The following is a 25,442-nucleotide window of genomic DNA, read 5'->3' on the forward strand; positions in this document are numbered from 1 at the left end:
CAGCTGCCTATTTGGTGTCAATACCTTCGTAAAATGATCGTCTACTAAATACAGTCAGTTTCAGAATCACGAATACATTTTATGTATAAATTTATACATATAAAAAGACAGGTTCCAAAAAGAACCCGTCTTTTTACTGTCTATAGTTGCTTAGTTGGCAGCTTTCACTTGAACCAGCGGATAATCTTTTCCATCCACAGTAACCGTGCTAGCATCATTTAGCTCTAGCCGTTGCCAAATAGTCAACAGCGTACGATAAGGATACTTGTCGAGATCATATTCCGTTGTCCCTGTACCATCATCGGACGTGCTGGTGATGGTTTTATCGGTTGCTATACCGCTACCCTCAGTTGATATCTTTGAAGTCGCGCCTCCGGCTGTGTTGTCTGTCACTGCTCCAGTCTGATCAGCGCTTTTTCCGCTGGATGTACCGATCAGATCTGTAGAACCACTTCCTGTGGATTCTCCGGCACCTGTCTTGCTTTTGGTGGTAGCGCCCTCAGTGTTAACGTCACCGGACGAACCATTGTTAGCTTTACTGGCTGCTTCCTTATCGTTCTGTTCAGTAAGCGTAAAATTTTCGTATGAGTGCTCCTGTTGATCCGCACCGACAATGACGAGTTTTTTAGGCTTAAATTCTGCCTGCTCTGCCGATGTTTGAAACGCAAACAACAGCTTGACCATTTTCGTAGTGGACTTGGTGTTAGGTAAATGTGTCACTATTGCAGCAGGCTCCTCTTTTACCGGCACTGTAGGCTCTACTGGCTGTTGTACAGGCTTTGGAGCAGCGGCAGGCGTTGGTGTGTCAACAGATCCAATGATCCCGGTTGCTTTCAGACCGCCTAATGTTCCTGCAATAACGATTAATACGATCCCGGAAATCACCCCGCCTTTGCGGAAACGACGAAGCGTTTTGACCAAAGGCGTGTCTGTCTCACGCTTTGCTGCCTGATAGAAATTTTTAAAAGCAGGCTTAGCTGGTTCAAAATATTGACGCCATAGCGTCTTTTTATGCAGGCCCTCTCGTCCTTCCTTTTGGAAGAATAAAAGCAACGCACGCCGGTAGGCTGGTTCAAAACCACCACGTGGAGTAGCAAACTCAGCGTGTTCCTCCGACCAGCGGATAAAGCGGTACATCGTATCGTTATCCTTTGCCCATTTGCGGATCGAACTGACCAAGCGGGCAAAATCCAGTATTCCTTCGCCAGTACCATCAGAACGATAGAAAGCTGGCAACAGACGGGCAAAATGGCCTTCTGCAAGCTGCTGGGGCAGCCAACCGTAAGCCCAATCCTGCACCTTTTCTACTTCGCTTGGCTCCAGACCGTCTAGCACCGATGGTTCCGGGTCCTCCGTGTTAAACCAATCATAAGCCGCAATCAATCGCACTGCTTGTCCCTTGAGAGGAGCAGGCAACTTTCCAACCCACTGCACCAAATCGGACCGTGTGAAAAACGGAATCTGTACGACCTGATCAGGTGATATTTCTTTTAGCTCTACTTCAGTGAGTAAATATCGATCCGATGCTTCCCGTAAGCGCTCTGTTAATCCGGATTGCTCCAGCGGGGACAGTGTGCCCACGGCAGAACTACTGTCCCATTGACGCAAGCGTTGGTGAATGGCAGCCACAGCCTCTACCGGCTTTCTCTCGGCACGCAGCTTGCCCATTAATGCAGATTCAGCCAACAGCTGAAAATCGGCATTCGCTGACACTTCGATATACCGACTGCCCCATTCATGCACCACGGCCAATAGACCCTTTACATCAGGCGTTCTTTTCATCTGACTGTCCATGTAGGGAATGAACAGCATTTTCGTGAGTGCCGGATTACCCAGTACTTTCGTAAAATAGACCTTGCCTAATGACGGATTCTCTTCAATCGTATGATAAATATACGTGACCGCTTCCGTATTCCTAGCAGTATAAGCGTTGTTTAGCGAACGGATTAAATACTCCACCAGCCGATTTTCGCTACTGCGTGCATGAACTTTATAATAGTCCTTGAAGCAATCAACCAGCCCTACATCTGGAATGTGTCCATCCTTCACCCGATCAAACTCGTGATCAAAAAAGGACAGAAACAGATCATTCAGCCGCATTTTACGTGGCAGCGCATCAGATGGCGATAAATAATCAGTCAAGCTTCGTAACACAGTGATTCGCTGCTCGTTGTATAATGACCGCTCTCCCTGCTCAATTCTGTACAGCGTAATGAGCTCATGATAGCTAGAAGGTGTTAGTTCACGCCCTGCCTCCATGCCTGTCAGCATTTGCTCGGCAAATTTGAGAAAATCGTCTGGAGCCTCGCCATTCAGTAGCGTACGGACAATCCAGTCAAAATACGGCTGTTTCGCCTGCTCTGTATCCACATTCAGTATTCGACTATTGTTAGAGAGGTCAAATACAAAGTCCTTTTCTACATTCCGATCACCGGGACGCAAGCTGAAAGGCTCAACAAACATTAAGTGAATGCCTTTTCTGCTGTTCGGTTCCTGCGCATATGTAAGAAATCCGAGTCTGTTGCGAAATGCATAAGGCAGTGCCGCATACAACACACCCAGTAGCTGTTTGGCTGAAGATGCTACCGCTTCTGCTGGAACATTCAGCGCTACATATACCTTTTTGCGACCCGCAGCTGACATCATTACAGCGTATAAAAGCTGCTTGAACACTTCTTCGCTCAGCTGCAATTGAGCCAGTACTGCAGACGGGTCAATAGCGGGAAATACACTACCACCTGGTAGACGCTCTAATTCCGGTAATTCCGTTCCCTGCTCAATATCATAGGTATCGACAAACGAAGTGTTCAGCCACTGCTTATAATCAGACGGAGACTCACCATGTCCGGCCGGAATCACATAGTTATGCGTAAAAAAGGCGCTCCGAAGCCCAGTGAAATCCGCCGCTTTATAAATACTGCGTCCGAGCACAACATCCCCGGACTCTGTCCGTACCAGATGTAAAGCTTCGGGATAGACACTCTCCTGCTTCTCCCCACGGGCTGTCAAAGCCGCAGGCGCATCATACACACATAAAGGATGCAACACCTTTTTAATAAATGAAGCATCCAGCCCTTTGGAATTAGCTACTGTATCGAAGCCTTCCGTAGAGCGGAAAATACCACGCCGTTCCCGTGTATACATTTGCTGCTGTATCATATGAGAGGTAGATAAACTCACTGTGATTCTCTCCCCTCAATGTACTTCAACTTATAGAGCAACCAGATGAATGGCTCATCTACACGGATCGGACTAACCAACCCTTGCAGCTTTTGGTCCACTGGATTGCTACCTAGAGCAGAAACTGCGAAATAGGCTGTATCTGTAAAATATACATCCATTGTGCCCTTGAACGGCTTATCCACCTTCTCGATAAAGCGCCGAACTTCGCCATCAATGTTCGCGAACTCATCCAAATCCATGTATTTGCGATGTTCCATTGGATTAAAAATATTGCTGTTTGTCTTGATATACGTGCCTTCTTCATCTGCCAGCGCAGTAAGCATGTCACTTTTGGTCAGGACCACAGCTGTCGGAATGTCCGTCTTGCCTTTTTCTTGGTATGCAATAAAGTCACCGAACATCGTAAGTACGACATCACGCGGTTCATCATATTGCGAGACCCATTCACCAGGCTTATCGCCAAGATTAATCTTAATACGTTCCCGGATAGAACGGATTTGCAGTGGATCGACCATAAAAAGAATACCCGCAGAATTTTTAATATGCTGTCCATGAAGTCCCAGATAGTCCTGATCGACCATCCCCTCACCGGCTACATCAAAAAATACCAATGTCAGTGGTGGCTTTTCCTCATCCTTAAATACAAACTGGAAAATAAAAGGCTCCTGCATCTTTTCTTTTTGTGTCGATGTAAGCAGATCGCCTCGTTCAAACAGTGGTTCCTCATACATCGTGCGGAACTTGCGGCTGATCTCTGCATTAAGCGGCATGCAAGCTGCGTCAAAATGATCGGCCGTCACATGCTGCAGCGTGTGAATCAGAGAGGTCATAAATACAGATTTTCCCGCCTGCGAAGCTCCAATAATCGAAATGATATTACTCGGCACCTTGCCTGCGGTCACAGGCAGCTCGTTATGGCAGTGTGGGCACAGTCGGTGACGTGTCAGCTCACCGTAACGGTCCGTCAGACCTGTCAACACATGATCTGAATACAAGCGATGTTCCTCAGGTACATCATAGGGATGAAGAATTGCCTCCATATCATGTACACTATCCAAGCCAAAACGCTCCCGATATTTGTTCAACAGTTCATCTTCACCCAAAGCGTAATCCTCATCATCTTCACGGTGATGGGAAGCACGGAATACCACTTCCTCTGGGGAAAATTTACTAAAGCAATAAGGGCACACAATATCATAGAATAACGGCCGCGGTTCGGCCTGTGGCTTTCTTCTGAATAAATTGCTAAGAAAACTCATCGGTTGTGGCCTCCTTTCATTCAGGAACTAATTCATATATCGTGCCATACTTCTGACCGTCCGTAAAAAACAGCCGCACATACTCATCTCCCCCCACTTCAATAGTGGGTAAAACATTCCGTCCTGCAGCAAAGGGTGCCGTGAACGGATACAAGGTGCCATCGTCCCGGTCAACCGGATAGCCGCCACGCTTCTTTACGTAGCAAAGCGCCTCCTGTGGAACAGGAACTTCGGCTGTCACCTGAATCTGGACTGTTTTGCGGCTGCGAAACCAGCTTTTTTTATGGTGAACCGCATATTTAATTTTGGCTCTACCCGTGCTCAACTCCAGTTGGTTGGTTTCGTCTGGCTGACGGATTACAAAGGTGTCACCCTCCTCCCGAACAGCCGGATACACGGTATACCGCACACGTCCAATACCTTCAATCCGGTCACGATAGCTGCCAGCGGCCTTATATTCCTCTCGTGTAAAAAGCTTCAGGTCAGAAGTCGGCGTTTCATTCTGCCCGTTCGCACCTGCATCGGCTGATTGTTTGGCAATATAGACTACGGCTACACCTTCAGGCCACTGCCAGCGTAACACTACCCGGTTGTCGTCAATTTTGTGGCTCAGCTCCGAAATCACAGGATCACCGGGCTGTGCATCCCTATACTGCATAAGTTCCAGCCTCCCGTTCTAAAATCCACTGCTGCGTCGATTGCGCGTCGGGCCTTCCGGTGCCCCTCTCCGTTGGCCTGATGGCCCACCTTGGCTCCCACCACCAGAAGATCGGCGAGTATTTTCCGCAATCGGCAGAACAAGTGAAAAGACAGCAATAAGGGCCGCCAGTACGAGCGCTGCTAGCAAACGAATCATCAAGTCACCTATAGGCGAGCCAGATAACCCTCTTTCCAAAATCAAGCCAGCGAGCAAGCCGGCTGGAACTCCACCAATTGCGAAATTCCGCGCGAGAAAACGGTTATCAAACATCAATCCAAGAGCCAACCCTAATAGAACTCCGATGATAACCAGAGCCGTTACGCGATAAATAGCAAAATACAGACTGTCGGCATACTCACCTGTCCGCTCCGTTACCAGCGTGCGATCACCAATTTTGTTATATATTTTACCGAACGCCTGCGTAAGTCCTTGGGCATTAGCTACATTAGAATAAGTTCCACCCGTTAGGCTGGCAATATTTTGCAACAAAGCTATACCTTCCGATTCTGCCAGTTTTAGGCCGATCGTATTAATCGGAATCTGACGGGCAATGTAAGGAGCCAATGCGGTTTGCGTATCCAGTTCGCTAAAGCCGTCAGAGAGCATAATAACGAGAGAACCTTTTTCCGCATTGCCTTGGGTTTCAATCTCCTTGATCGTCTCGTCCAAAGCAAGCCCGATCTCTGTACCGCCTGACATTATAGTCTGCATACTATCGATTTTGGAATATACCGCTTGCTTCTCTGCATCTGTGCCAATGGGAGTAAATGGCTGCACCAACTGCGCAGTGGATTCAAATGAAACAATGGCTACGCGCTTGTCTCCATCCATTTGCCCAATTAGACTCTTAGCAGCCGTTAGGCGTTCATTATCGGGATCTGTTTGCTGCATGCTTCCGGAATTATCAATCACAAGCACGAGGTCCTGTACACTCTTGCGCCCTTCAGGGTTAATCTGATACCCCAGTTCCAATAACAGACCTGCCACGAACAACATGACCAGTGTAGCAGGAACTAGTAATTTCCAGGACAATCCTGAGTATCGTTGTCGCCATGAATGTCCATTTAACTGTGGCGAAATTAGTTCGCCGATAAGGCAACCTAGACCAATGCACAGCGCCATGATGCCAAAATATAGCCCGACCACGATGATATGCGGCCAGTGGCCTATCAATTTGTGAAGAATAAGCTCTCCTAAGATGAAGCCTACTACAGCGCCCAGCAAGCCAAACACCAATAGGAGAACGTTAAATTTACGTTGCTTCATAAGATTCGTTGCTTCCTTCCATCATTAAAGTAGGATAATATATGGCTACCGCAATTCCGGCAACCGGTCCACGTCGATTCCATGAAACACGAAACCATTCGCAGTATATGTCTCATAATACGTTTTGCCGTTGCGGTAAACCATCAGATCCTCCAGATGGAAGCCGCCCATCAAATGCAGTTTTTCCACCCCGCTACTGCGACGCTCATGAACAAAACCCAGCTTGTAAATTCGCGAAGTAATGTCGACGTCCATCGCATAAGGAAGAAATTCGCCTTCGTAGTCACCAAAAAAATACTTTTCTTCATACCGATGCTCATGGGTATAGTCGAGCAAACGTACATTGATTCCGCCATGCTCTTCTAACGTTTGATACAGTTTTTTAAACAGCTCATCCTTCGGAACGACCAGCCGATTTTCATATGCAGCAGCTACATTGGCACGTCGTAATAATTCTTCTTCGAATGTCTGATTAAATGGCTGTGAGCTGAGCATCAAGGTACGGCAGGTCTGCGTAAGTCTATTCACCAGTGCAGACAGACCTTCATCCAGCAACCCAGATACAGGTCCCATATGCCGGGCGTCAAAGAATACAGATTTCCCCCGCTTGCTTTCCAACTCACGCATGACATCCTCCGTCACACGCTCGTAATACTCGAACAGGTTTTGACCTGTGTAACTGTCAGCCTGCCGAATACTGTCCGTCGCAGCTTGATGTAATTCACGCTCCAGGTTGGCTAGCTGTATTGTAATATGCTTCGCCTGTGCATGCCATTTTTCTAGTGCCATTTCATAGCGGCGAAGTAGCTCCAAATCCACTTGAATCCGCAGCATGTGCATTTTATGCCCGTAGACTGTTTCAGTGAGGTAACGGATCAAGCTACGCACATTATGTTTATCCATAAGCGGCAGTCGCTGAAAAGGCTGATCTTCCACTCGTCCGCTATACAGCGCATCCAGTTCGGCCGCACTGATCTGCAAATCATTGGACGTATCACGAATCATTCCCCGAACAGCCGTAAGCACATTCCCTGTTTGATTTTCATCCGTCCAATCTGTCAGCTCGAAAAAGCCGATATGAGGATGTTCCTTAGCAGCTGCATTCACAGCCATCTGCAAACGCATATCCGCCTGAAAATCTCCCAAGCGCTTCTGTACGATCCGTTCACAGTTATCGCGGAAAAAGGCTTCACACCCCTGACCAAACAAGGTTTCCTCTGCCTCACGTAATGACATTCGTTTCAGCGAGCCGTAGCTGGCTCCGCTCGTCATTAGTGCGCTCATGTCCATGATCGCTTCATTGCCAGGTACTAGATCATTTCGTGTACGACCGCGCTCAGCAGCATCTAAGCCAAAATAATTTAGCTTATCGCGTATGTCCCAATCCTGCTCTGTTCTCATACGCTCTAGCAGCTTCACATAAAAGTGATACAACACCGTAAGCGCAATCGACTGATTAGGGCGGTTAACCCGGGAAAATCCAGCCGACACATAACCCTGCCGCCCGGATTCCGTCATGATGTTATTCTTAAACGATGTATTATTGTAGCCTCCATCCTGTGACCGATAGGAATCTCCTGCCTGATAACGGTTTTTAAGAAGTTGAATGTGACAAATAATATCACAGCTCTCGCGCAGGCTATTCGGCACCGTTACGCCGCGCTCATTCTTGTCGGACAGCACATAGACAAGATCGAACAACGGAGATGGAGCATGAGATACCGGGATGGTCAATTTGTCCTCGGTCATATGAAGCGGTGCTGTAAACGTATATGCTGGGCTCTGGATGTAATCCAACTCCCGCATAAAAGCAACGGATGTTGCACTTCTGTAGCCAAATTGGGCAGCCTGGTCGCTTTCGCTCATCAACACATACAGATCCATTTGTACCGATTTAAAAGATTGGGCAAAAATATACTCTGCCAACAGCGTAATTTCAGGAATTAATACGTTCATGGGATCATCCGCTGTTGTCAGGATCGACAAATGTACACGCTCAAACGAGGAATACAACCGACCATAATCAGCCAGATGTCCACTAGCCCGGCGTAACGCGGTGTTAAGTTCAATTAACTTTGATTCATGTGTATAAAAAGCCTGGTGCAAGTCACGGCGTAACGTTTGGTGACTACTTTCTTCCGGTACAGCTACCGTATGAACGATGGCCTCTACCGAACGGTCTACAGCCGCGTGCTCTTCCTGCGAGCAAATCTGAATATAGGTTACTCCTGTGCTGTTATCCCACTTGGTCCGGTTGATATCTGCAATTGTGTTCATCACCGGGCTCATGTGATCGCCGATAAAAAGAAACACGGACGGGAAATGGATGCTGCTGCGTCCATCCCCGCTTCCGATTAATTGGTCCTCTGCGGCTGCATAGTCAGCCGCATAACGTAACAGCTGCTCTCTCATACTTTACTTCAACTTTCTGCGGATGTCGTTTAATTTTCCGGCCATTTGAGCATAAAATGCATAAAGTTCCGCTCCATTAGCCAGCTCTACCTTTTCATATTCCAATTGATTGCGTGCCTCTGTGTAAGTGGCAGCCAGCTCATCCAACTTCGCCAGCAGTGGTGTAATATCCTCAGATGAAGTCAATACAGCATCACGGCGATCCGCCTTACGCATTAGTGCTGCAAATTTCTTTTCATCCAATCCACGGAAGTTTGTAAACACTTCAAACTCCACATAATTGCGGCTCTTCATGACGTTGGCAAACGGCTCCCACGCCTCTTCCTCTTCATCACGATCATAGACGTACAAAGCGCCTTTTTTCGTAATTGTGTCTGTATAGAGGGCCTGAATGAACTGATCCAACCATTTTTCTTCATCCTGATATTTGCCCAGTAAAGCTTCCAATTCAGCGGCTTTTGCTTCGATTTGAATATATTTCGCCAGCTCATCACGAACCACCTGTGTTAACTCCGGTGAACGGATCAGGTTTTCCTTGGCCATCTCTTCATTGATACTGCCAAAGATGTCCTTGCTTCCGGTCTGCTCCAGCCCTTCAGCCAGTAGACGCTTCAGCTCAGACCATGCTCTTTTCACCTCGCCCAAATTCGGCTTGGATTCCTGTAAGCGCATATCGTAGCCTGCCAGTAGCGCATTCATATCTAGCGCTTGTGAGCGAATTACAGTAAAACGGCTGCTTGTATTTTGATCGACATCTTTCTCACGAATCACTCCGAGTGCCTTGGCCCGGTCGAAATCATTACGAATGCGGGCATTGTGAGCTTGCACACGCGAATTGATGTAAGTTTCTCCCCATGATTTTTCAGGAATCGGCGACGGCAGATTCGTCCAGTTGTTCTGACCTGTCTGCACCAGATGTCGGCCAATACCTTCACGGTCAAGAATGGTTTTCTCATAGCTCTCTTCATACACTTTGAGCGGCGTATATACAAACAGAGGAACACCATTACGCGTATTGAGCCAGAAAATCCGGTTACGGACTTCACTTTCTTTAATAGTGAAGTGCGATTTACCAATGGCATTATTTTGATAATTGCGAACGCCTTTCAGGATATTAGGCGACTGTACAGGTACCGAAACGAATCCCCATGATGGGAAATACAAATTGCCAGAACTGTTGCTCAAATGGAAGACAGGTACAGCCTCCTCATCCAGCTTGCTTGCAATGTAACGCTCCACAAATTTTTCAATCGCTTCATCCTGCCCGTACTTCATGACCAGGAAATCCTCCATGGAACGGGTAATGAGATCACCGAATTTGTCAGTCAAGAAATTGGAGATCGAGCTGATGATGTCCATATCCTGATCTTTCACCCATTGATCTGAATTTTCCAGCAATTCTTGGGCAAAATCACGAATCAAGTCGTCACCATTACGGTTATCCAGCAGCTTGGTCACAACTTCCGAAATATCCGGTACACTTACCAGATTCCAATAATACGTCTTGTTACCTTTGTGATCGGATTGTTCCTCGCCATTAATCAGCAGATCACCATTCTTTTCGAAAATGGCACTCAGTGCGTTCAAAATTTCAGTAAATACATTATAAATGCGGTTATTTTCTTTATTTAGCAGGTCATACAGGTCTTCATAGAATTCAATGAGCTGCTCTGTACGTTCCACATCAGCCCGCAGCCAATATTCGTTGATTTTTGCTTCAATATATGCATTTTTCTTCTTATCCTTGGATACAAACGCACTCTTAGCATCGCCCAGCTTCTCGTTTGCCTGCTCTCGCGCCCATTCAATGTCCGTAGGAATACGGTGCAGTGATTCACGCAACGTTTCAACATAGGAAAGCAGCATTTTCAGCAAGCTAAACCCTTTTTCAGTATATATCATGCGGGATACATAAAACGGCCCTTGCTCGGGATGTAGGAACATCCGGCGGATTTGGTCCGTAAACTGTCCTACAATTTCGCCAGGAAGCTGTTTCTTCGCTTTAATATATTCTTCGCGAGCACGCGTCAGGAACGTTTGCTCCAGCTCAGTGTCCATATTAACTACTTGCATCTTAACAACATTGTTATAACTTAACCGTTCACTGTTTTCAAAGCCCGGAAGCGGCTCAGGTACACGGGACTCAAAGTTTTTGATCATGCTATCCAGATCCACGCCCAGCTTGCGGGCAAACTTCTCTACATCCTCCTGATTTGGCGCTTGCTCAAACATTTTGGACATTTTACCAAACATCCGGTAAGCCAGATATGTCGTCATTTCCTCCATAGGCAGCACTGCCGAGGAAGCTCCGATAATATTGTAATCGTAGTTTGCTGGATACGCCTTATTCATTTGCGCGATGTTGGTACGAATGTTGCTGATGTAGTCATGAATGGCGAACTCTTCACCCGACTGTTTTTCCTCACTCGCCATAAAGTTGGTGATGTTCTCAGCGGTGACATTCATGCAGTAATCATAAGCATTTTCCAGTAGTTTGCCTTCCGTATTCGTAGCCGAAATAAGGTGACACAGATTGAACGGCGGCAACGGCGAGTTTACGGTCAAAATGTTGCCGTACTGTTGCTTAAAGCGTTCACCACGACTGTCCACATTCATCCAGTAGTCCAGCTCTTTCAGTGCAGCATAGCCATTCTTTTTAATATATTCACGCGTATGCTCGCTCAGGCTTTTGTTCGCCAGATTAATATCCGGCGTGAACAGATAACCCAGCGTGTTTACACGGTCTACACCTGCGGAGCCATAGTCCCGCTCAATAATGCCTCGAACGATATATGAGATATCGAGGAAAGTACCGCTTCCTGTACCGCCTGACAAACCGGATAGCAAAAACACCATAAGCTTCTTGTTAGTACCTTCAGACAGGGTTTTGATTTTTTTGTCAATACTTTGTACGACCTGATTGATTTTGGTGAACAATAGTAATCGTCCAGCCTGACGTACCCCTGCCGCCCCGTTCATACCATCGGTAATGCTCAGCTCGGGAGACAGCCAGTCAGTGATGTACGGCTCCAAAATACTGCGGTTTTGCAGCAACCCGCCGATTTCCGCATTGGACAGCAGTACAAACTCATTGATGGGGTCCAAACCAATCCCTTTGTATTTTTTGTTGCGGTCTTGTTCATTCGTTTCAAAAGCGAGAAATTCTACGTTATCCGGTTTCTCGCTCTTTTTCTTGGAAATCGGGTCCGCAGGCAGCTTGAATCTACGGTTGATTTGATATTTCAAGCGGAGAAGGGCGTCAATCCCCGTTCCCCCAAGTCCGATAATTAAAATAGGATTATCGATGGTATCTACTCTGATCTTATCGCTTACGATCCCTCCGCCGAGTGATACGTCTAATTGTTGGATATGCTCTCTAACTACTGGTTTCATAGATATGACCTCCTAAGGGTTCGTTTAGCTGTTTACTGAAATAAACTCCAGTAAAATGGTTTTGTCCACACTAGCCAGCGGGATCGTCAGACGATCACCGTTTTTCAGTTCAAGACCATTGCCTGCGTCTACAGCACGCCCGGATTTTTCAATCGTAATCTCTGGGGTACTACGCACTACAATGCGATCCTGGTTCGCTGGCGTGAACACGACCTTATCGGTTCCAACAAATTCTGGCGCCAGTTGCAGCAACTGGTGTAAATTGAATTTGCCCCGGAAGGTGTTCAGCTTCTTATACTGCGGGTATGTCTTTTCGCCGGTATTTTCGTCCCGGATTTCCAGTACGATCTGACCGACAAAGCCACGATTGGCTTTTTTGACAGCCTTCCAGATGAAATATGCCGCCACTAGCAGAACGAGCAGTCCCACCCCTAAAAGAATGAGTGGCAATAGCTTAGACTTTTCAGCAGGTGCCGTAGGCTGAGTTGTGCCAGTATTCGTACCGCTCGCTGCCCCAGCTTTGGCACTGATGGTTACAGGCTGCGTTTCACGGTAAAAGCTCTTCTCCTCTGCTCTAACGGTTAGCTCATAGTCATGCTCATCCGGAATCGTATAGGAGCCGGTAAAAGCATCGCCTGCGTTTGTTAGGGGCACTTCATTCGTTGCGCCGGTATCAAGGTCCTTGACCTTCAGGACCGCATTCATATTCGCATACAATTCCTGATCCTGATACGGCTGGTTATTGCTCGTCAGATAGGAACGAATTTGAACCGAGTCACCTTTTTTGTATGATTTGGCAGGCGGTGCGTCCAGCTTCAATTCCAAATCATAGTTAAATACCAGATTAATATCAATCTTATCCTGCTGCACTCCCTTGACTTGAAGCTTCCAGTCGCCAGCCACAGGCTTGAGCAATTTAATCAGCGAGTAGCTTTTGGACTTGGACAACAGTACATCGCTCGAAGGGATCGACTTCGTGTTGCCCGATGGGTCTATTAATCTCGCGTCCACCGGTTTCGAGGACATGATCGAAATGTTGGCTTCCAGCACGCTATCGTTTGGTACGGTTACTGTAACGTCCTGATAGTCGCCGTTTGCCGTAATGGACTGCAAGGGCACCACTTTCAATTTCAAATTACTGGCGAAAATTTCACTCAAAATGTTCGGCAGATCGTCTGCCGAGCTTGTAATAAAGGACTTGCCACCCGTTTGCTGCGCGATGTCGGCGAGTTTATTTTTATTCAGCTTTCCATCTGCATTCAAACCGATGGTATAGATCGGCACACCGCTTTTTTTAGCCTCGGCTACAGCCTGTGCCATATCCTGAGCGGATTGGCTTTCAGTTCGGCCTGTCGTTTTATTAAAATCGTTGTTACCATCAGCTAACATAACGATCATAGGCGCATGCCCGGCTGTTTTGCCATCCTGCAAAATGCGGATCGCTTCCTTGACACCTACGGAGGTGTCAGTATACGCTCCCCGGTTCAGCCCGTCAATAAATGTCTTCAGCTCCTGCTTATCTGCTTCGGATGAAATATTAAGCAAGGCTTTCTCGCGCTGTACGACATCCGTATAGGCTACAATCCCAACCTTGTCATTTTGTGTTGACAACATATCAATAAACATTTTCATGGCTTCATTGCCAATTTTCCCAGGATCACTGGTGTTCATTGAATTACTTACATCGACTACCAGCACCGCATCCACTTTAGAAGCTGAGGGTGAAGCGGCATTCGCCGTCTGTGGCTGCCAGGCCGAAATCGAGGTCATGATCATTGTACATATGATTCCGATGACCAAAAACCATTTTCTGTCTCTACTAAACATCGCTTGTACCCCTTTGCCGATTAATTCTCATTCTAAATTACAGTTGTACTCCACTACTATTAAATTATAATGAGTTTTACATGAGCGCCAGCTGAAAATCCTGTCCGAGCGGCCTGAATACGACCAAAAAGCCTATTATACCGCGATATTTTACCAATATCCTGCAGTAATGATATAATTATACCCCAACGAGGGCAATCAGGCACCAGCCTTCTCCTTTATACGACAAAAATAACCCTAGCGAAACCCGTTCATGTAAAACAGTAAAATAAAAATCTAAGCAGAAAGAGGAAGTACACTATGATCTCATACGGATGTCTGGCGATTATGTTTCTTTTTGTCGCCATTAAATCACTAATCTACTATATACATAAAAGACGCGCCCCGTCGATTACACAAATCGACACCGAGCTTCTCGCACTGCTGAACCGGAGAAGTGAGCGCAATGAATAGCTCCAAACAGGCTGTGCAATTTCGCCCCTTTACCCGCACAGAGCATGCCTTCCAAAAGCTGAGAGTCTGCAAGCGCTGTGGACAATTCACCGCCCTTTGGGAAGAGAAATGTACATCGTGTGGTCGGGATACGCTGGTTCCTGTAGAGCAATATGCCCAACTCAGAGCCAAACGTTATTTTCATAAAGACCTTGCCGTCGGCATCGCGCTACTGGCTGCTTCTATCTTTTTCGGTCACTCGTCACAGCAAATGCTACTGTGTGGTATCGTCGGTGCGCTTCTCCTGTTGCCCTTGATCCTTCTACAGCAGCGCATTGTTCCTTATGAACAGCGTAGGCAGCTTATACGCCTTTTCAGAGGCCGTATAGGACAGATCCATGAAGGATTGAACGTGAATCACAAAAATGCAGTTGCCCTGCGGCAACTTAGTGAGCGTGTCTGCTATGAAATGCTACGCGAAATTGCCATACTCATTCATAATGATCGGATAAGGCTCCAGCAGGTCGCTCTGCTGCAATCATTTGTTCTTCGCAAAGATATGGAATTAACGCTCGATCCTCTCCTGATCAAAAGCTTTGAACCCCTTATGGTCAGATACATTGGAGAGGTTGCCAGACTCAATCGTGAGCTGATTAAGGATCGGACATTCCGGTATGTGGCTTTTTATGAGCGCCGTATTTTAGAGATGGCAGGAGGCGAAGATATTCTCGTTCGCGTAGCCAGTGCCGCTGTCCGTAAAAAACGCTACATAGTCACCCATGCCGCTTTCATTTCCAGATATGTTCGGAAGCTGCCAAAGGAACGAATCCAACGTTTATATCATATCATTCAGGAGAATCCGTTAGAACCCTTTGGAGATTTGGCCGATGAAGTGAAGATCATGTACCTGATGGAGCAGTATAAAAGCTGAGTTGCCATAATGCCCTTTTATATATGACGTATCCCAGTCAAGGAATCACTGCAATGGATCAGCAAAAAAACCGTCAGGATCGCCAATGTGCCTCCAGACGGTTTTTTAAATATGGATTATAATGACGTTCATACATCTTTATTGACCTTGCAGTTTATGCTGCGCATGCTTAATGGAAGTAAAGTTAAATGCTCGTACTCCCTTGCTATCATACACAATAATCTCTTTATTTAAATACGGGTGTAGACCATTAAAATATCCGGGCATAATCAGTCTGCGCATAAAAAGGTTTTTACCCAGCAGACGGGGTGAATTGGTCGCTACAACAAGCATCTGCTGGGTTGCAGACCATGGGCTAGGCTGAATATATGACAAACAGTATTCGCCTGCCGTAAAATCGTCACCCCATGTATACCCTTCCTCGGTACATTCAATTTGAAGATGAGCTTGATACTTTTGAAGTAGCTCATGTCTGGACAAGGCCGAAGTGATACAAATCACGTTGCTATCAGCCAGTTCTTTCTCTGAAATATCTTTAGAAGAAACCACGGGATAATGAACACCAATGTACGGGTTCCAGGTCGCTGTCCGCGGACTAGCCAAGGCGTTCGCCGTTCGTTTCACCGCCTGCTCTTCCTCTGGTGTAGCATAACTGGAAGGAAGAACAATGTGAAGTCGATTCATATAAACATCAAGTACACCCATACCGTGACTCACACCATTTCTTCCCACGCTTTGCAAACCTGCAATACTCTTAGCTGCATCCGCTTTTCGCGTAGAATCCTCACTGCTCTCTCCCTCCCGTTCAGCAATCAAACGGTATTCGGGTGAGGGGCGTTTGTGCGAGTGTGTTTTAACAAAGCGAAAGCGGCTGTATTCTCGTAAATCCAACATGAAAATGCGGGCTCCGATACGAACTTGGGCCAGTTCCAGGGACATGTCCTCTTGTGAGAGATGAATCACAAATTCTTCGACGTGAACAACCTCAATATCCAATTCACCCGTGGAACTCATTTCGCCATACAACTCCGCATATTCCTCGTTTTCATCCATGCGTGTCACTTCCAGCCAGTAAGCTCGATTATGTCTCCCCCGTTCCGTCCGGTAGGCAATACGCTGAGGTACAGCAACTCTTTTCCATTGCATAAGCCAACCCAGTATGCCATCCAAAAGTCTTAACTCATGCGTATCCCAATGATTAGACTGCCGCTCTATCACACCTTTAAAATGGTTCGATGAAAGCTCGGTTACCGGAGCTGTGTATGCTTGGGCAAATAAGTAATCCTGGTCACCACACACATCCAATATTGGAATATTGGTCAAATTTTTCAGATGCTTGGGGTGTGGCGTCCCTGAGATTACCGCAATAGCTGCAAACCGAGAAGGATAAGCCTGTGCCATCGCCCATGCAGCATATGCGCCGTTCGAGTAACCCGTCAGATAGATACGTTCTTGGTCCACTCGGTACGCTTGCAGTATGACATCTAGCCCCTCCAAAAAAGCAGCTTCTCCAATATAACTGCCCAGCGTAACGCCACGACACGAAAAAGTAACAAATATAGCCTCGTCTTCCCAACCCCGCCCAAAACCTCTATTCTGAAAATCCGGCAGTCCAAGCTCATATCGCTTGCCAGGCATTAGAACGATCAGTGGATACCGTCGCTCAGCCGTGTAGTTGCTGGGAAGCTGGATGGTATACCGTTGCAAACTATTGTCCAAACGGGAGACAAAAAAACCTTCACCAATGCCGTCGGCCGTCAAAAAAATATGTTCTTTCTGAAGTAACGATGGGTGCTGTGACTGTTCGGTATGTCCAGATATAAAAATTTGTTTTAATAGCTTAATATATTCACGCACCACCCGGGAATCCCAGATTTCAAAAGGATCTTCCGGCGAATCCGTTAACCTGTTTAATTCCTCAAGCAGGCCCTTTATTTGTATTTTCTGCGCAGAATGAAGAACATCTTTAGCGTTGGCTTGCATGTACTGGTCATACTCTTCCTGCAAGCCCTCCACGACGACTGACAAAGGCCGCACAAGTACCGAATACACAAAATGATGTTCTACAGCCTCATAATCCCGATAGGTAACGGTGAAGTGCAGCATTCCCGTATTCCCGATCTTCTCCTCATCCCAGGCGTAGCTTTGCTCCTGCTCCCAATGGGCTGGAAACTGATCCAGCTTCATGCCCTCATCATTCGTTACCTCGACCCATAACGTTTGATCTGAGGGAAGAAGTATCCGATCCTTACGCAGCAAATAAAATAAAATCGGGCTGTCTTCTCCTTCCCTGCCAGCACTTTGCTCAACCTCTAACCATGCCATATGATTACGTATATTACGCTCTACGAATTCACGATGCAGTTCTATCACATCTGGTTCATCGCATACCTGATTTCCACTGATACGAATAGAGCGGGCCTCATCAGGAATAAATGCAGCAATGATAACGACCGTGTGATCACCTTCCTCCAAATACAAGCGAAAGGGACCGGATTCGGCATATACCAATGTGCCATCTATCCAAATTTGTCCGGTTCCTTCAAACGGTCTAAAAATCACTTCCTGTGCAGTCATACAACGTAGATTTGAAACCAGCAAAAGTCTTTCGTGTTCAGCCAAAGGCGGAAAAACACCTAGATTCAGTTCAGAGGTCCGAGGGTCAAGCTCGGTCAGTAATCGGCACACTGCCTTTCCTCCTGCTGAAAGCTCGATTCCATCTTCACCACAAGCCTTTTCCAAATTCCATTCCTCTTGCGTAAAATGACTCGACCATTCCCTGCCCACACCACAATTTTCCGGAAGCTCGACTGGGCCGACTGCATAAGCAGACGCCAGTCGTACCGGATGATCCGACAGCACAGTAGTTGCTTTTTCCAGATGTGTGAACCTCATAACATTCCCCCTCCAGGTTTTTGTGTCCTCAGAGACGTAGCCGCGTTATATTCCGTTTAACATTCAATTGAACTATATAAAACTATTCGTTACCACCTCTGCGTACTCCTCCGTGCTTTTCAAAAAAGAAGCTATTCTCACAACAAAAAAAGAGGCAGCTTCTGCCACCTCTCTTGATCATTGTGCTTATTTTCTTACAATGCTGACTGCAAGTCTTCGATCAAATCCTCCAGATCTTCAATCCCAACCGAAATCCGTACCAAGCCTTCCGTAATACCTAGCTCTGCACGGCGTTCTGCCGGAATGGAGGCGTGCGTCATACGTGCTGGAACGCTAATCAGACTTTCAACCGCTCCCAAGCTCTCAGCCAATGTAAAATACTTTACTTTTTTCAGGAGGGCAACCGCGTTAGCATCGCTACCTACATCAAAGGAAATGATGCCGCCAAAGCCTTCAGCTTGAGTTTTGGACAGCTCATGCTGTGCATGGCTTTCCAGCCCAGGGTAGTATACCTTACTAACCTTCGGATGCATTTCCAAAAAGCTTGCAATTTCCTTTGCATTTTTCTCAATTGCTTCCATACGCAGACCCAAGGTTTTGATACCACGAATCAATAACCATGAATCCTGCGGACCGAGAATACCGCCAATGGCGTTTTGCAGAAAATGAAGCTGCTCGCCCAGCTCTTCACTGTTGACTACAGCCAGACCGGCTACAACATCGCTGTGTCCACCCAAATATTTGGTTGCGGAGTGTACGACGATATCAGCCCCGAGTGTAATTGGCGTCTGCCAGTAAGGGGTAGCAAATGTATTGTCCACAATCAACAAAAGCTCATGCTTTTTCACCAGTTCTGAAACTGCGCGGATATCAGTAACTTTCAATAGCGGGTTTGTTGGTGTTTCGACATACAATGCCTTCGTATTCGGACGGATTGCTTTAGAAATAGCCTCAAGATCAGTTGTATCCACAAATGTGGACTCAATCCCGATCCGACTAAGCACTTTGCTTACAATACGATAAGTGCCCCCGTATACATCATCGGTCAGCAAAATATGATCCCCTGCTTTAAACAAGGAAAACACTGCATGAATCGCTGCCATACCGGAACCGAAAGCAAAACCACGTTTGCCTTCCTCCAGTTCCTTGATCAGCTCTTCCAGTGCAAACCGGGTCGGGTTGCCTGTACGTGAATACTCGTATCCCTTATGAACGCCGATTTCCTCTTGCTCATAAGTGCTTACCTGATAAATAGGAACGTTAACCGCGCCAGTATGAGGATCGGTAGGGAGTCCACCGTGAATCAGTTTTGTTTTGCGTTTCATTTTATATCCCGCCTTCATATATTTTTTTGCTCAAATAACGTTCACTGCTATCTGGGAAAATGGTGACAATATGTGCACCATCCGGTGCGCTCTCTGCTTCCAGTAAAGCAGCATGGAGGGCAGAACCGGAGGAACTGCCCACGAGAATTCCCTCACGTTCCGCCAACTCCTTGACGCGGTTGAATGCGTCCACATCGCTAATGGTATGAATGGCATTAAAATAGCCTTTGTCCACAAACTCAGGGATCAATTCCATGCCGATTCCTTCTGTTTTATGAGGGCCTGACTCGCCTCCATTCAAAATGGACCCTTCAGGCTCCACAATGACAGTTTTAATGGCTGCATTTTGCTCCTTAAGATAACGCGAGGTTCCCATAAATGTGCCCCCTGAGCCTGCTCCTGCCACGAATACGTCGACTTTACCGTCCAGATCGTTCCAAATTTCAGGTCCCATTGTCGTATAATAAGCCTCTGGATTATCAGGATTGCTAAATTGCTGCGGCAAGTATGCATCTTTGATTTCAGCAGCCAATTGCTTTGTTTTTTCAATGGCTCCCTTCATTCCCTCACTTGTCGGGGTATGAACGATACGTGCTCCCAATGCTTTCATCAAGTCCTGCTTCTCTTGGCTGAACTTCTCAGGCACAGCAAAAATAACCGAGATATCATAATGAAGCGCAGCCATCGCAAGACCAATACCTGCATTACCTGCTGTTGCTTCTATTAAAGTCCCGCCCGGCTTCAACTGGCCTGTCTTTAACGCTTTTTCGATTAGAGCCTTTCCCACCCGGTCCTTTACGCTCCCGCCGGGGTTCATAAACTCCAGCTTGGCGAACAGGCGAATTCCTCTGGGTAGAGAATAGCTATTCAGCTCCACTAATGGCGTGCGCCCGATGAGTTCAAGGGTATTGCGATATACATTCATAATTTCAGGCTCCTTTTAATGGCGAATCCAAAATAAACCAATGGTCAAAAATTAGCGCCCATTGTCGGAGAAATTCGCTGTCTTCTCCAAAAACATAGTAATGCGGTAAGTATTGATGCAATAAGATTTTATGTGTATTTGAAGCTTTTGTCAAATGGACCAGTCACAACACCCACACCCTTGATATTCTGCCTCGATATGATGGTAAATATCTCTCAAAATACCCACGTCTAACATAGGAGGATGTCATCTATGGGTAAGCAATGTTTAAAGATAGCTGCTGTATATTTTGCCCTCGGTGTGCTGTTCAGTCTAATCATTGGCGTGTCGGGTGATTATAGCCTGTCCCCTATTCAGTCTCATATCCATTTGCTGGGCTGGACGACTCTTGGGATCATAGGTCTAATCTACGTGATCTTTCCTGCACTTTCAGTTACGATTCTGGCACGTATCCACTTTTGGATACATAACATCAGTCTGCCAGTGTTGATATTGGGGATTATAGGTAAAAATTACGCGATTGCAGAGGCTGGAGTGTGGGTCGTCATAGGGTGGGTGTTACTCGCGGCGGGTATTATGCTGTTTATGGTGAATGTGTGGGACAGACTGCGTTAGATCACATAAGTTTCTTCACTGGTCATAGGAAAAAGGAGCCTGGTCATTGCCAAGGCTCCTTGATATCCTCATTATAGATTGCAATATATAGCTAGCTGTGCTAGCAAAGTGTCCTTACTGTTAATTTACTGCTCCATCCTGTACATGTTCTTTACAGAAGTTTTCAACTGCTTGCAGCTCATCCTCTTCAAGTTCAAGCTCAATGTAACGATCCGTTGCTTTTTCAAACAATTCATACTTCAGCAGTCTTGTCTTTTCTTCGTCTACTAAATAAAGAGCACGGATATATATTCCGTTTTCAGTGTATAGCTCGTCGTCTTCCTCTACTTCTATCTCAATGATAAATTCATAACGCTGTCCACTCAAAATACCAAAAGCATCTTTAATTTGATCTACTGTATATGCTGTAAAATTCAACATGTTTTTATTCCCTCCGGATTTCCTTCAATTATGGTGCATTCTACGCCGGCAGGCAGTAGTTGTTCAACTTGTGTGCGTACTTCTGGACGATTCAAATCCTGACCCATGATCGAGATCCAGCCCTGATCATTACGCGAGCGGATTAGACGCCCTATGCCCTGTCTGAGTCTAAGTGCCATGTGAGGCATATCTATCTCAGTAAACGGATCTGCTGCATCCTTGCGCAGAGCCGTAAAAACCGGATCATTCGGAGGAAATGGCAGCGACCAGATGATGACATGTGACAGGGATGGTCCAGGGATGTCCAATCCTTCCCATAATGTAACAGCGCACAACACACTTTCCTCATCATTCTGAAAAGCGGAGATCAGATGGCTAATTTCAGCCGAGCCTTCATACAGAAAACGATAGGCAGATGCCTCTGGGTAAACAGCGAGACCCCTTTGGAAGGCAGTCAGTTCCTCCTGAGAAGGAAACAGAATAAGCGCTCTTCCCTGCGATTTCTCCAGCAGCGTCAGCGCTCTCTGGATTGGGTTATGTCCCGCTTGTAGCGGGTACAGTGCGGCTTGCATCTGATCGCTGTAGTCATAAGGTGAAGCGACGGAAAACGTTAGTGGGTTTTCAATACCGAGGCTCTGCGCCATATAGTCAAATGAACCCTCCACGGAAAGTGTAGCCGAAGAGAATACGATTGGAATATGCTGCGCAAATACTCGTTCTTTGAGAATCTCTTTTACCATCTTCGGCATAACCACAAGCGTTAATCCATCCTGATCCTCTGTCACCCACGAAATGAGAAGTTCAGGACGCTTAAACAAAGCCAAAGCAGTTTGAATCATTTCCAAATGTTCTTCTACAATTTTAACTTGATACTCATCCAAAGAGAATAACCCGCTTTCAAACACAAGCTCTTCCTCGATCGTACCGATCAGTTCACCAAAACGGGTCACCTCCCGAATCAACGATTCATTCAGGATAAATTCCTTGCGGTTAGACCCTTGTACTGGCTGACTGCTCTTATTGAGCGCAGCAAACAAAACCTCGCTTTGGGAGATTGCATCTTCGATCGTCATGGCCAGAGATTCCCGCACTTCTCCCTCTAGCAGTCGGGTAATAATAGACTCAAATTGAGTGTGCTTAAGCTTGTAAGTAAGCGCATTTTGTGCCGCTGTCTCCAGCAAATGTCCTTCATCAAAAACAACAGAACTGTGCTCCGGCAGCAATGGCAGCTGACCCTCGCGCTTTCGCGCTTCATAGGTCCATACATGCTCCATGTAAAAGTCGTGAGAGCAGATGACCAGATCTGCCGCTTTGCGGTAATGATCACGAGACAACGTCTGTCCGCAACGATGACGCTGATGACAGACGAGACAGTCTTGAAATACATCCCATCCAAGTCTGCTCCACTGTCCATCTGTTAGCTCAGGATACTCTTTCCGGTTCCCGTATGGAGTAAAGGACTGTAACGTATCTGGAAAATGGACAAAATCAGGCAGACCCTGATAAATATCGCGAAAAACATCCGCGTCCTCATCCAGTCCGCTTCTCACCTCATCCAGCTTGTTCAAGCAAATATATTGATCTGGCGATTTCCCTAATCGGGCATCAATTGTCAAGCTTAGATGCCGCGCCAGCTTGGCTATATCTCCTTCTGGCTTCACCAGTTGTTCAATCAATGATTCATCCGCACAGGCAATAATCGCCGGTTTTCTCATGTATCGGGCATATGCAATAGCGTATAGCAGGTATACCAGCGTTTTACCAGTGCCTACACCTGCTTCTGCAAAAATGGTCTTTTTTTCCTTATAGGCACGTTCTAGCTGGAATGCCATATAAATTTGTTCATCCCGAACCTCAAAGCCGACTTCAGGCAAAACTTCATAAAATACATCTGCAATCCAGTCACTTGCCTGCTCAATAAACGGCTTGGACGGATCAAAGGCAAAAGGGTAAGTAGTCAATCGGGCTGTGCCTCCAATTCGTTCATAATGTGCATCCTTTCATTATAACGCAAAACAAGCTAAAAAGAACATGTAAACTGTAAGAATAACTTACATTTTTTATTTTGTCACAATGGAATTTTTTCATGACATAATGAGAAAACAAAGAAACCAGCGAATGCTTTCAGGCACTGGCTGGTTCCTTGTTTACTTTTGCTTCATCAAATCTGGAATTTGTTCCAGCAATCGCTCTCTCGTAATGGCATCATCAAAATTCCACGAGCTGTCGAGCGTATATACCCGTTTATTCTGAACGGCTGGAATCGTTTTCCACACTTCACTATTCATCAGGTTTCTGGTTGTTGCAATTGTTTCTTGACTCTGATCCGATAGAATAAAAAGTTCATCCCCGATAAATGAAGGAAGTACCTCATTAGAAATGGTAGCAAAGCGCTCTTTTTTATCAATTAAGTCTGTCTGTACCTTGGGAGCTGGCGTAAAGCCGAGTATATCATACAACGACACGGATACACCTTGATGTCCCATAACATACAGGTTATTACCCATAACTAACAGCACTGTTGCTGTCTCTCCCGGCTTAATGTCAACATCCAGTTTGGCCTTCATTTGTTTGGCCTTCTCATCATATAAGGTTTTAAACTGGTCTGCCTCTTTAGTTTTTCCAAGAAGTTCACCTAGCTCTTGCATACGTTCAAAAGTTGCCAGTTCGGAATTGAGAACCACGGTAGGTTCAATTTTAGCTAACGTATCAATCGTCTTTACATCCCAATTGTCGAAAAGAATAAGATCCGGTTTCAGCATCATCAGTTTTTCCAGATTCACCGGGGAGCCTATATCGGTAACATCCTTGGTAAGGTCTGCGTACACAATTTGTGACTAAATGACGCTCAGACTCGCACCGGCCGGACGTACACCCAAGGCAAGCAAATCCCCTGGATCACTGCCTACATAAACAATCTTCTGCGGATTTACCGGAATCGTGACTTTACGTTTTTGAAAGTCTGTATATTCCCGGGTGGTCGGCGTTGTAGATGCCGTTTCCTTTAGATTCGTGCTGTTTGCAGCCTGTCCTGCCGTAGGGGAACTTTGGGCACCATTTTCTTGTGAGCTGCAAGCTGAAAGTACAATGGCATAATGAGCAGTACACTCGTCAGCACAGGGAGTCGAGACGATATTTTTATATGTTGCATATGATGTATCCTCCAAGTTATGTATTTTCATAGAAAATGATAATCATTATCATTCACTTTATATTACATAATACTCCCATCTTCCGCAACGGTAATTCCCTTAATTCGTGATATTAGAAGCTACTGAAGGCAAGGGCGATTCCTGCTCATGTCGCTGCAACTCTTTTTTATTTACAACTAAGGTTTTGGCACATAAATCGTGGACTCCTTGTTTTTTCGCAGTAAAAGCAACCACAATGTAAATAATATGAACAAGCATAAAAGAAATGACCTTAATCCAGTACCGTCCGGATGCGTGTAAGAACCCTAGACGGTTTCCTTTGCTGTTAACTACAACTAGAGAAAACACAAGCTTCCCCGGCGTAGCCTGTACTTTCGATGATTCCAAAAAACCACAATATAGCCATGGTAGCACAAGCCAAAGAATCAGCGGCATCCATATAAAAAATTCTAGTATGAAACCCGTCTCCTCTATATCCAGAAGAACTGGAATTATGGAAAATGTCCCCCCAACTAAAAGGACTATGGCAAAGAGAATGATCAGATCAATCACGAACGCTGCCGTTCTTATCCAGAATCCTCCATACACCTTTCTTACACTATCACTTACTACTGTCATAATGATGTGCAACTCCTTTTCATTCGTTAAAATCCATTTTATTCCTTTATCCAAGAAAATATCATACAGTCACCTCCCTAAATTGTAAA

The 25,442-nt window shown here is 46.1% G+C and carries 18 protein-coding genes; 3 read left to right on the top strand and 15 right to left on the bottom strand.

Annotated elements, in window-relative coordinates; translation table 11 throughout:
* Positions 1 to 150 precede the first annotated feature (150 nt).
* From BN1546_RS00330 to BN1546_RS00360, 7 genes are read right to left on the bottom strand one after another with little or no spacing between them, the layout of a single operon-like run.
* Positions 151 to 3,180 carry a GAP1-N2 domain-containing protein gene (locus BN1546_RS00330; RefSeq protein WP_058829597.1) on the bottom strand — a complete coding sequence of 1,010 codons (3,030 nt, stop codon included), beginning with the start codon at positions 3,178 to 3,180 and terminating at the stop codon, positions 151 to 153.
* Positions 3,177 to 4,442, bottom strand: a complete 1,266-nt coding sequence (locus tag BN1546_RS00335; protein ID WP_025679140.1) for a TRAFAC clade GTPase domain-containing protein — start codon at positions 4,440 to 4,442, stop codon at positions 3,177 to 3,179. The genes BN1546_RS00330 and BN1546_RS00335 overlap by 4 nt, the downstream gene beginning before the upstream one ends.
* Positions 4,443 to 4,458: 16 nt before the next feature.
* Positions 4,459 to 5,100 (bottom strand): hypothetical protein, encoded by a 642-nt coding sequence (locus BN1546_RS00340; RefSeq protein ID WP_058829596.1) that lies wholly within the window; start codon positions 5,098 to 5,100, stop codon positions 4,459 to 4,461.
* Between the two features lie 18 nt (positions 5,101 to 5,118).
* Positions 5,119 to 6,408: a vWA domain-containing protein gene (locus tag BN1546_RS00345; RefSeq protein ID WP_058710446.1), complete on the bottom strand. Its 1,290-nt coding sequence runs from the start codon at positions 6,406 to 6,408 to the stop codon at positions 5,119 to 5,121.
* Positions 6,409 to 6,453: 45 nt separating this feature from the next.
* Entirely contained in the window at positions 6,454 to 8,820 is a 2,367-nt protein-coding gene (locus tag BN1546_RS00350; RefSeq protein ID WP_058710447.1) for a transcription initiation factor TFIID, read from the bottom strand.
* A gap of 3 nt (positions 8,821 to 8,823) precedes the next feature.
* The gene (locus BN1546_RS00355) at positions 8,824 to 12,213 is read right to left on the bottom strand and encodes a tubulin-like doman-containing protein (protein ID WP_090735242.1); all 3,390 of its coding nucleotides are present in this window, start codon (positions 12,211 to 12,213) and stop codon (positions 8,824 to 8,826) included.
* Between the two features lie 24 nt (positions 12,214 to 12,237).
* Positions 12,238 to 14,040, bottom strand: coding sequence for a vWA domain-containing protein (locus tag BN1546_RS00360; protein WP_090735245.1), 1,803 nt, complete (start codon positions 14,038 to 14,040; stop codon positions 12,238 to 12,240).
* Positions 14,041 to 14,340: 300 nt separating this feature from the next.
* On the opposite strand from BN1546_RS00360, the gene BN1546_RS27175 reads away from it, so the two are divergent.
* Positions 14,341 to 14,493, top strand: a complete 153-nt coding sequence (locus BN1546_RS27175) for a hypothetical protein (protein ID WP_165079916.1) — start codon at positions 14,341 to 14,343, stop codon at positions 14,491 to 14,493.
* The gene (locus BN1546_RS00365; RefSeq protein ID WP_058710450.1) at positions 14,486 to 15,403 is read left to right on the top strand and encodes a hypothetical protein; all 918 of its coding nucleotides are present in this window, start codon (positions 14,486 to 14,488) and stop codon (positions 15,401 to 15,403) included. The genes BN1546_RS27175 and BN1546_RS00365 overlap by 8 nt, the downstream gene beginning before the upstream one ends.
* Positions 15,404 to 15,541: 138 nt before the next feature.
* On the opposite strand, the gene BN1546_RS00370 is transcribed toward BN1546_RS00365, so the two are convergent.
* The 3 genes from BN1546_RS00370 to BN1546_RS00380 all read right to left on the bottom strand — a co-directional run bounded on the left by BN1546_RS00370 (position 15,542) and on the right by BN1546_RS00380 (position 20,548).
* Positions 15,542 to 18,298 (bottom strand): PHB depolymerase family esterase, encoded by a 2,757-nt coding sequence (locus tag BN1546_RS00370; RefSeq protein ID WP_090735248.1) that lies wholly within the window; start codon positions 18,296 to 18,298, stop codon positions 15,542 to 15,544.
* A gap of 194 nt (positions 18,299 to 18,492) precedes the next feature.
* On the bottom strand, positions 18,493 to 19,623 hold the full coding sequence (locus BN1546_RS00375) for a bifunctional cystathionine gamma-lyase/homocysteine desulfhydrase (protein ID WP_058710452.1): 1,131 nt from the start codon (positions 19,621 to 19,623) through the stop codon (positions 18,493 to 18,495).
* A gap of 1 nt (position 19,624) precedes the next feature.
* On the bottom strand, positions 19,625 to 20,548 hold the full coding sequence (locus tag BN1546_RS00380; protein WP_013370925.1) for a PLP-dependent cysteine synthase family protein: 924 nt from the start codon (positions 20,546 to 20,548) through the stop codon (positions 19,625 to 19,627).
* Positions 20,549 to 20,800: 252 nt separating this feature from the next.
* Between BN1546_RS00380 and BN1546_RS00385 the strand changes: the two genes are divergently transcribed.
* Entirely contained in the window at positions 20,801 to 21,163 is a 363-nt protein-coding gene (locus tag BN1546_RS00385) for a hypothetical protein (protein ID WP_090735250.1), read from the top strand.
* A gap of 120 nt (positions 21,164 to 21,283) precedes the next feature.
* On the opposite strand, the gene BN1546_RS00390 is transcribed toward BN1546_RS00385, so the two are convergent.
* The 5 genes from BN1546_RS00390 to BN1546_RS00405 all read right to left on the bottom strand — a co-directional run bounded on the left by BN1546_RS00390 (position 21,284) and on the right by BN1546_RS00405 (position 25,353).
* Entirely contained in the window at positions 21,284 to 21,583 is a 300-nt protein-coding gene (locus BN1546_RS00390) for a DUF6509 family protein (RefSeq protein WP_090735253.1), read from the bottom strand.
* Entirely contained in the window at positions 21,577 to 23,544 is a 1,968-nt protein-coding gene (locus BN1546_RS00395) for an ATP-dependent DNA helicase (protein WP_090735256.1), read from the bottom strand. Before BN1546_RS00395 ends, BN1546_RS00390 begins: the two co-directional genes overlap by 7 nt.
* Positions 23,545 to 23,730: 186 nt before the next feature.
* Positions 23,731 to 24,348, bottom strand: a complete 618-nt coding sequence (locus BN1546_RS27635) for an ABC transporter substrate-binding protein (protein ID WP_255305237.1) — start codon at positions 24,346 to 24,348, stop codon at positions 23,731 to 23,733.
* Between the two features lie 72 nt (positions 24,349 to 24,420).
* Entirely contained in the window at positions 24,421 to 24,765 is a 345-nt protein-coding gene (locus BN1546_RS27640) for a hypothetical protein (protein WP_255305238.1), read from the bottom strand.
* 69 nt (positions 24,766 to 24,834) lie between these two features.
* Positions 24,835 to 25,353 (bottom strand): RDD family protein, encoded by a 519-nt coding sequence (locus tag BN1546_RS00405; protein ID WP_090739113.1) that lies wholly within the window; start codon positions 25,351 to 25,353, stop codon positions 24,835 to 24,837.
* Between the last annotated feature and the right edge of the window lie 89 nt (positions 25,354 to 25,442).

Origin of the sequence: Paenibacillus sp. Mc5Re-14, assembly GCF_001049835.1 — a bacterium.
GTDB lineage: Bacteria > Bacillota > Bacilli > Paenibacillales > Paenibacillaceae > Paenibacillus > Paenibacillus polymyxa_C.

Bases quoted from the DNA above. Each gene is read 5' to 3' on its own strand.
- BN1546_RS00335 (WP_025679140.1), bottom strand. From the start codon at position 4,442: ATGAGTTTTCTTAGCAATTTATTCAGAAGAAAGCCACAGGCCGAACCG.
- BN1546_RS00340 (WP_058829596.1), bottom strand. From the start codon at position 5,100: ATGCAGTATAGGGATGCACAGCCCGGTGATCCTGTGATTTCGGAGCTG.
- BN1546_RS00345 (WP_058710446.1), bottom strand. From the start codon at position 6,408: ATGAAGCAACGTAAATTTAACGTTCTCCTATTGGTGTTTGGCTTGCTG.
- BN1546_RS00350 (WP_058710447.1), bottom strand. From the start codon at position 8,820: ATGAGAGAGCAGCTGTTACGTTATGCGGCTGACTATGCAGCCGCAGAG.
- BN1546_RS00355 (WP_090735242.1), bottom strand. From the start codon at position 12,213: ATGAAACCAGTAGTTAGAGAGCATATCCAACAATTAGACGTATCACTC.
- BN1546_RS00360 (WP_090735245.1), bottom strand. From the start codon at position 14,040: ATGTTTAGTAGAGACAGAAAATGGTTTTTGGTCATCGGAATCATATGT.
- BN1546_RS27175 (WP_165079916.1), top strand. From the start codon at position 14,341: ATGATCTCATACGGATGTCTGGCGATTATGTTTCTTTTTGTCGCCATT.
- BN1546_RS00365 (WP_058710450.1), top strand. From the start codon at position 14,486: ATGAATAGCTCCAAACAGGCTGTGCAATTTCGCCCCTTTACCCGCACA.
- BN1546_RS00370 (WP_090735248.1), bottom strand. From the start codon at position 18,298: ATGAGGTTCACACATCTGGAAAAAGCAACTACTGTGCTGTCGGATCAT.
- BN1546_RS00375 (WP_058710452.1), bottom strand. From the start codon at position 19,623: ATGAAACGCAAAACAAAACTGATTCACGGTGGACTCCCTACCGATCCT.
- BN1546_RS00380 (WP_013370925.1), bottom strand. From the start codon at position 20,548: ATGAATGTATATCGCAATACCCTTGAACTCATCGGGCGCACGCCATTA.
- BN1546_RS00385 (WP_090735250.1), top strand. From the start codon at position 20,801: ATGGGTAAGCAATGTTTAAAGATAGCTGCTGTATATTTTGCCCTCGGT.
- BN1546_RS00390 (WP_090735253.1), bottom strand. From the start codon at position 21,583: ATGTTGAATTTTACAGCATATACAGTAGATCAAATTAAAGATGCTTTT.
- BN1546_RS27635 (WP_255305237.1), bottom strand. From the start codon at position 24,348: ATGATGCTGAAACCGGATCTTATTCTTTTCGACAATTGGGATGTAAAG.
- BN1546_RS27640 (WP_255305238.1), bottom strand. From the start codon at position 24,765: ATGAAAATACATAACTTGGAGGATACATCATATGCAACATATAAAAAT.
- BN1546_RS00405 (WP_090739113.1), bottom strand. From the start codon at position 25,353: ATGACAGTAGTAAGTGATAGTGTAAGAAAGGTGTATGGAGGATTCTGG.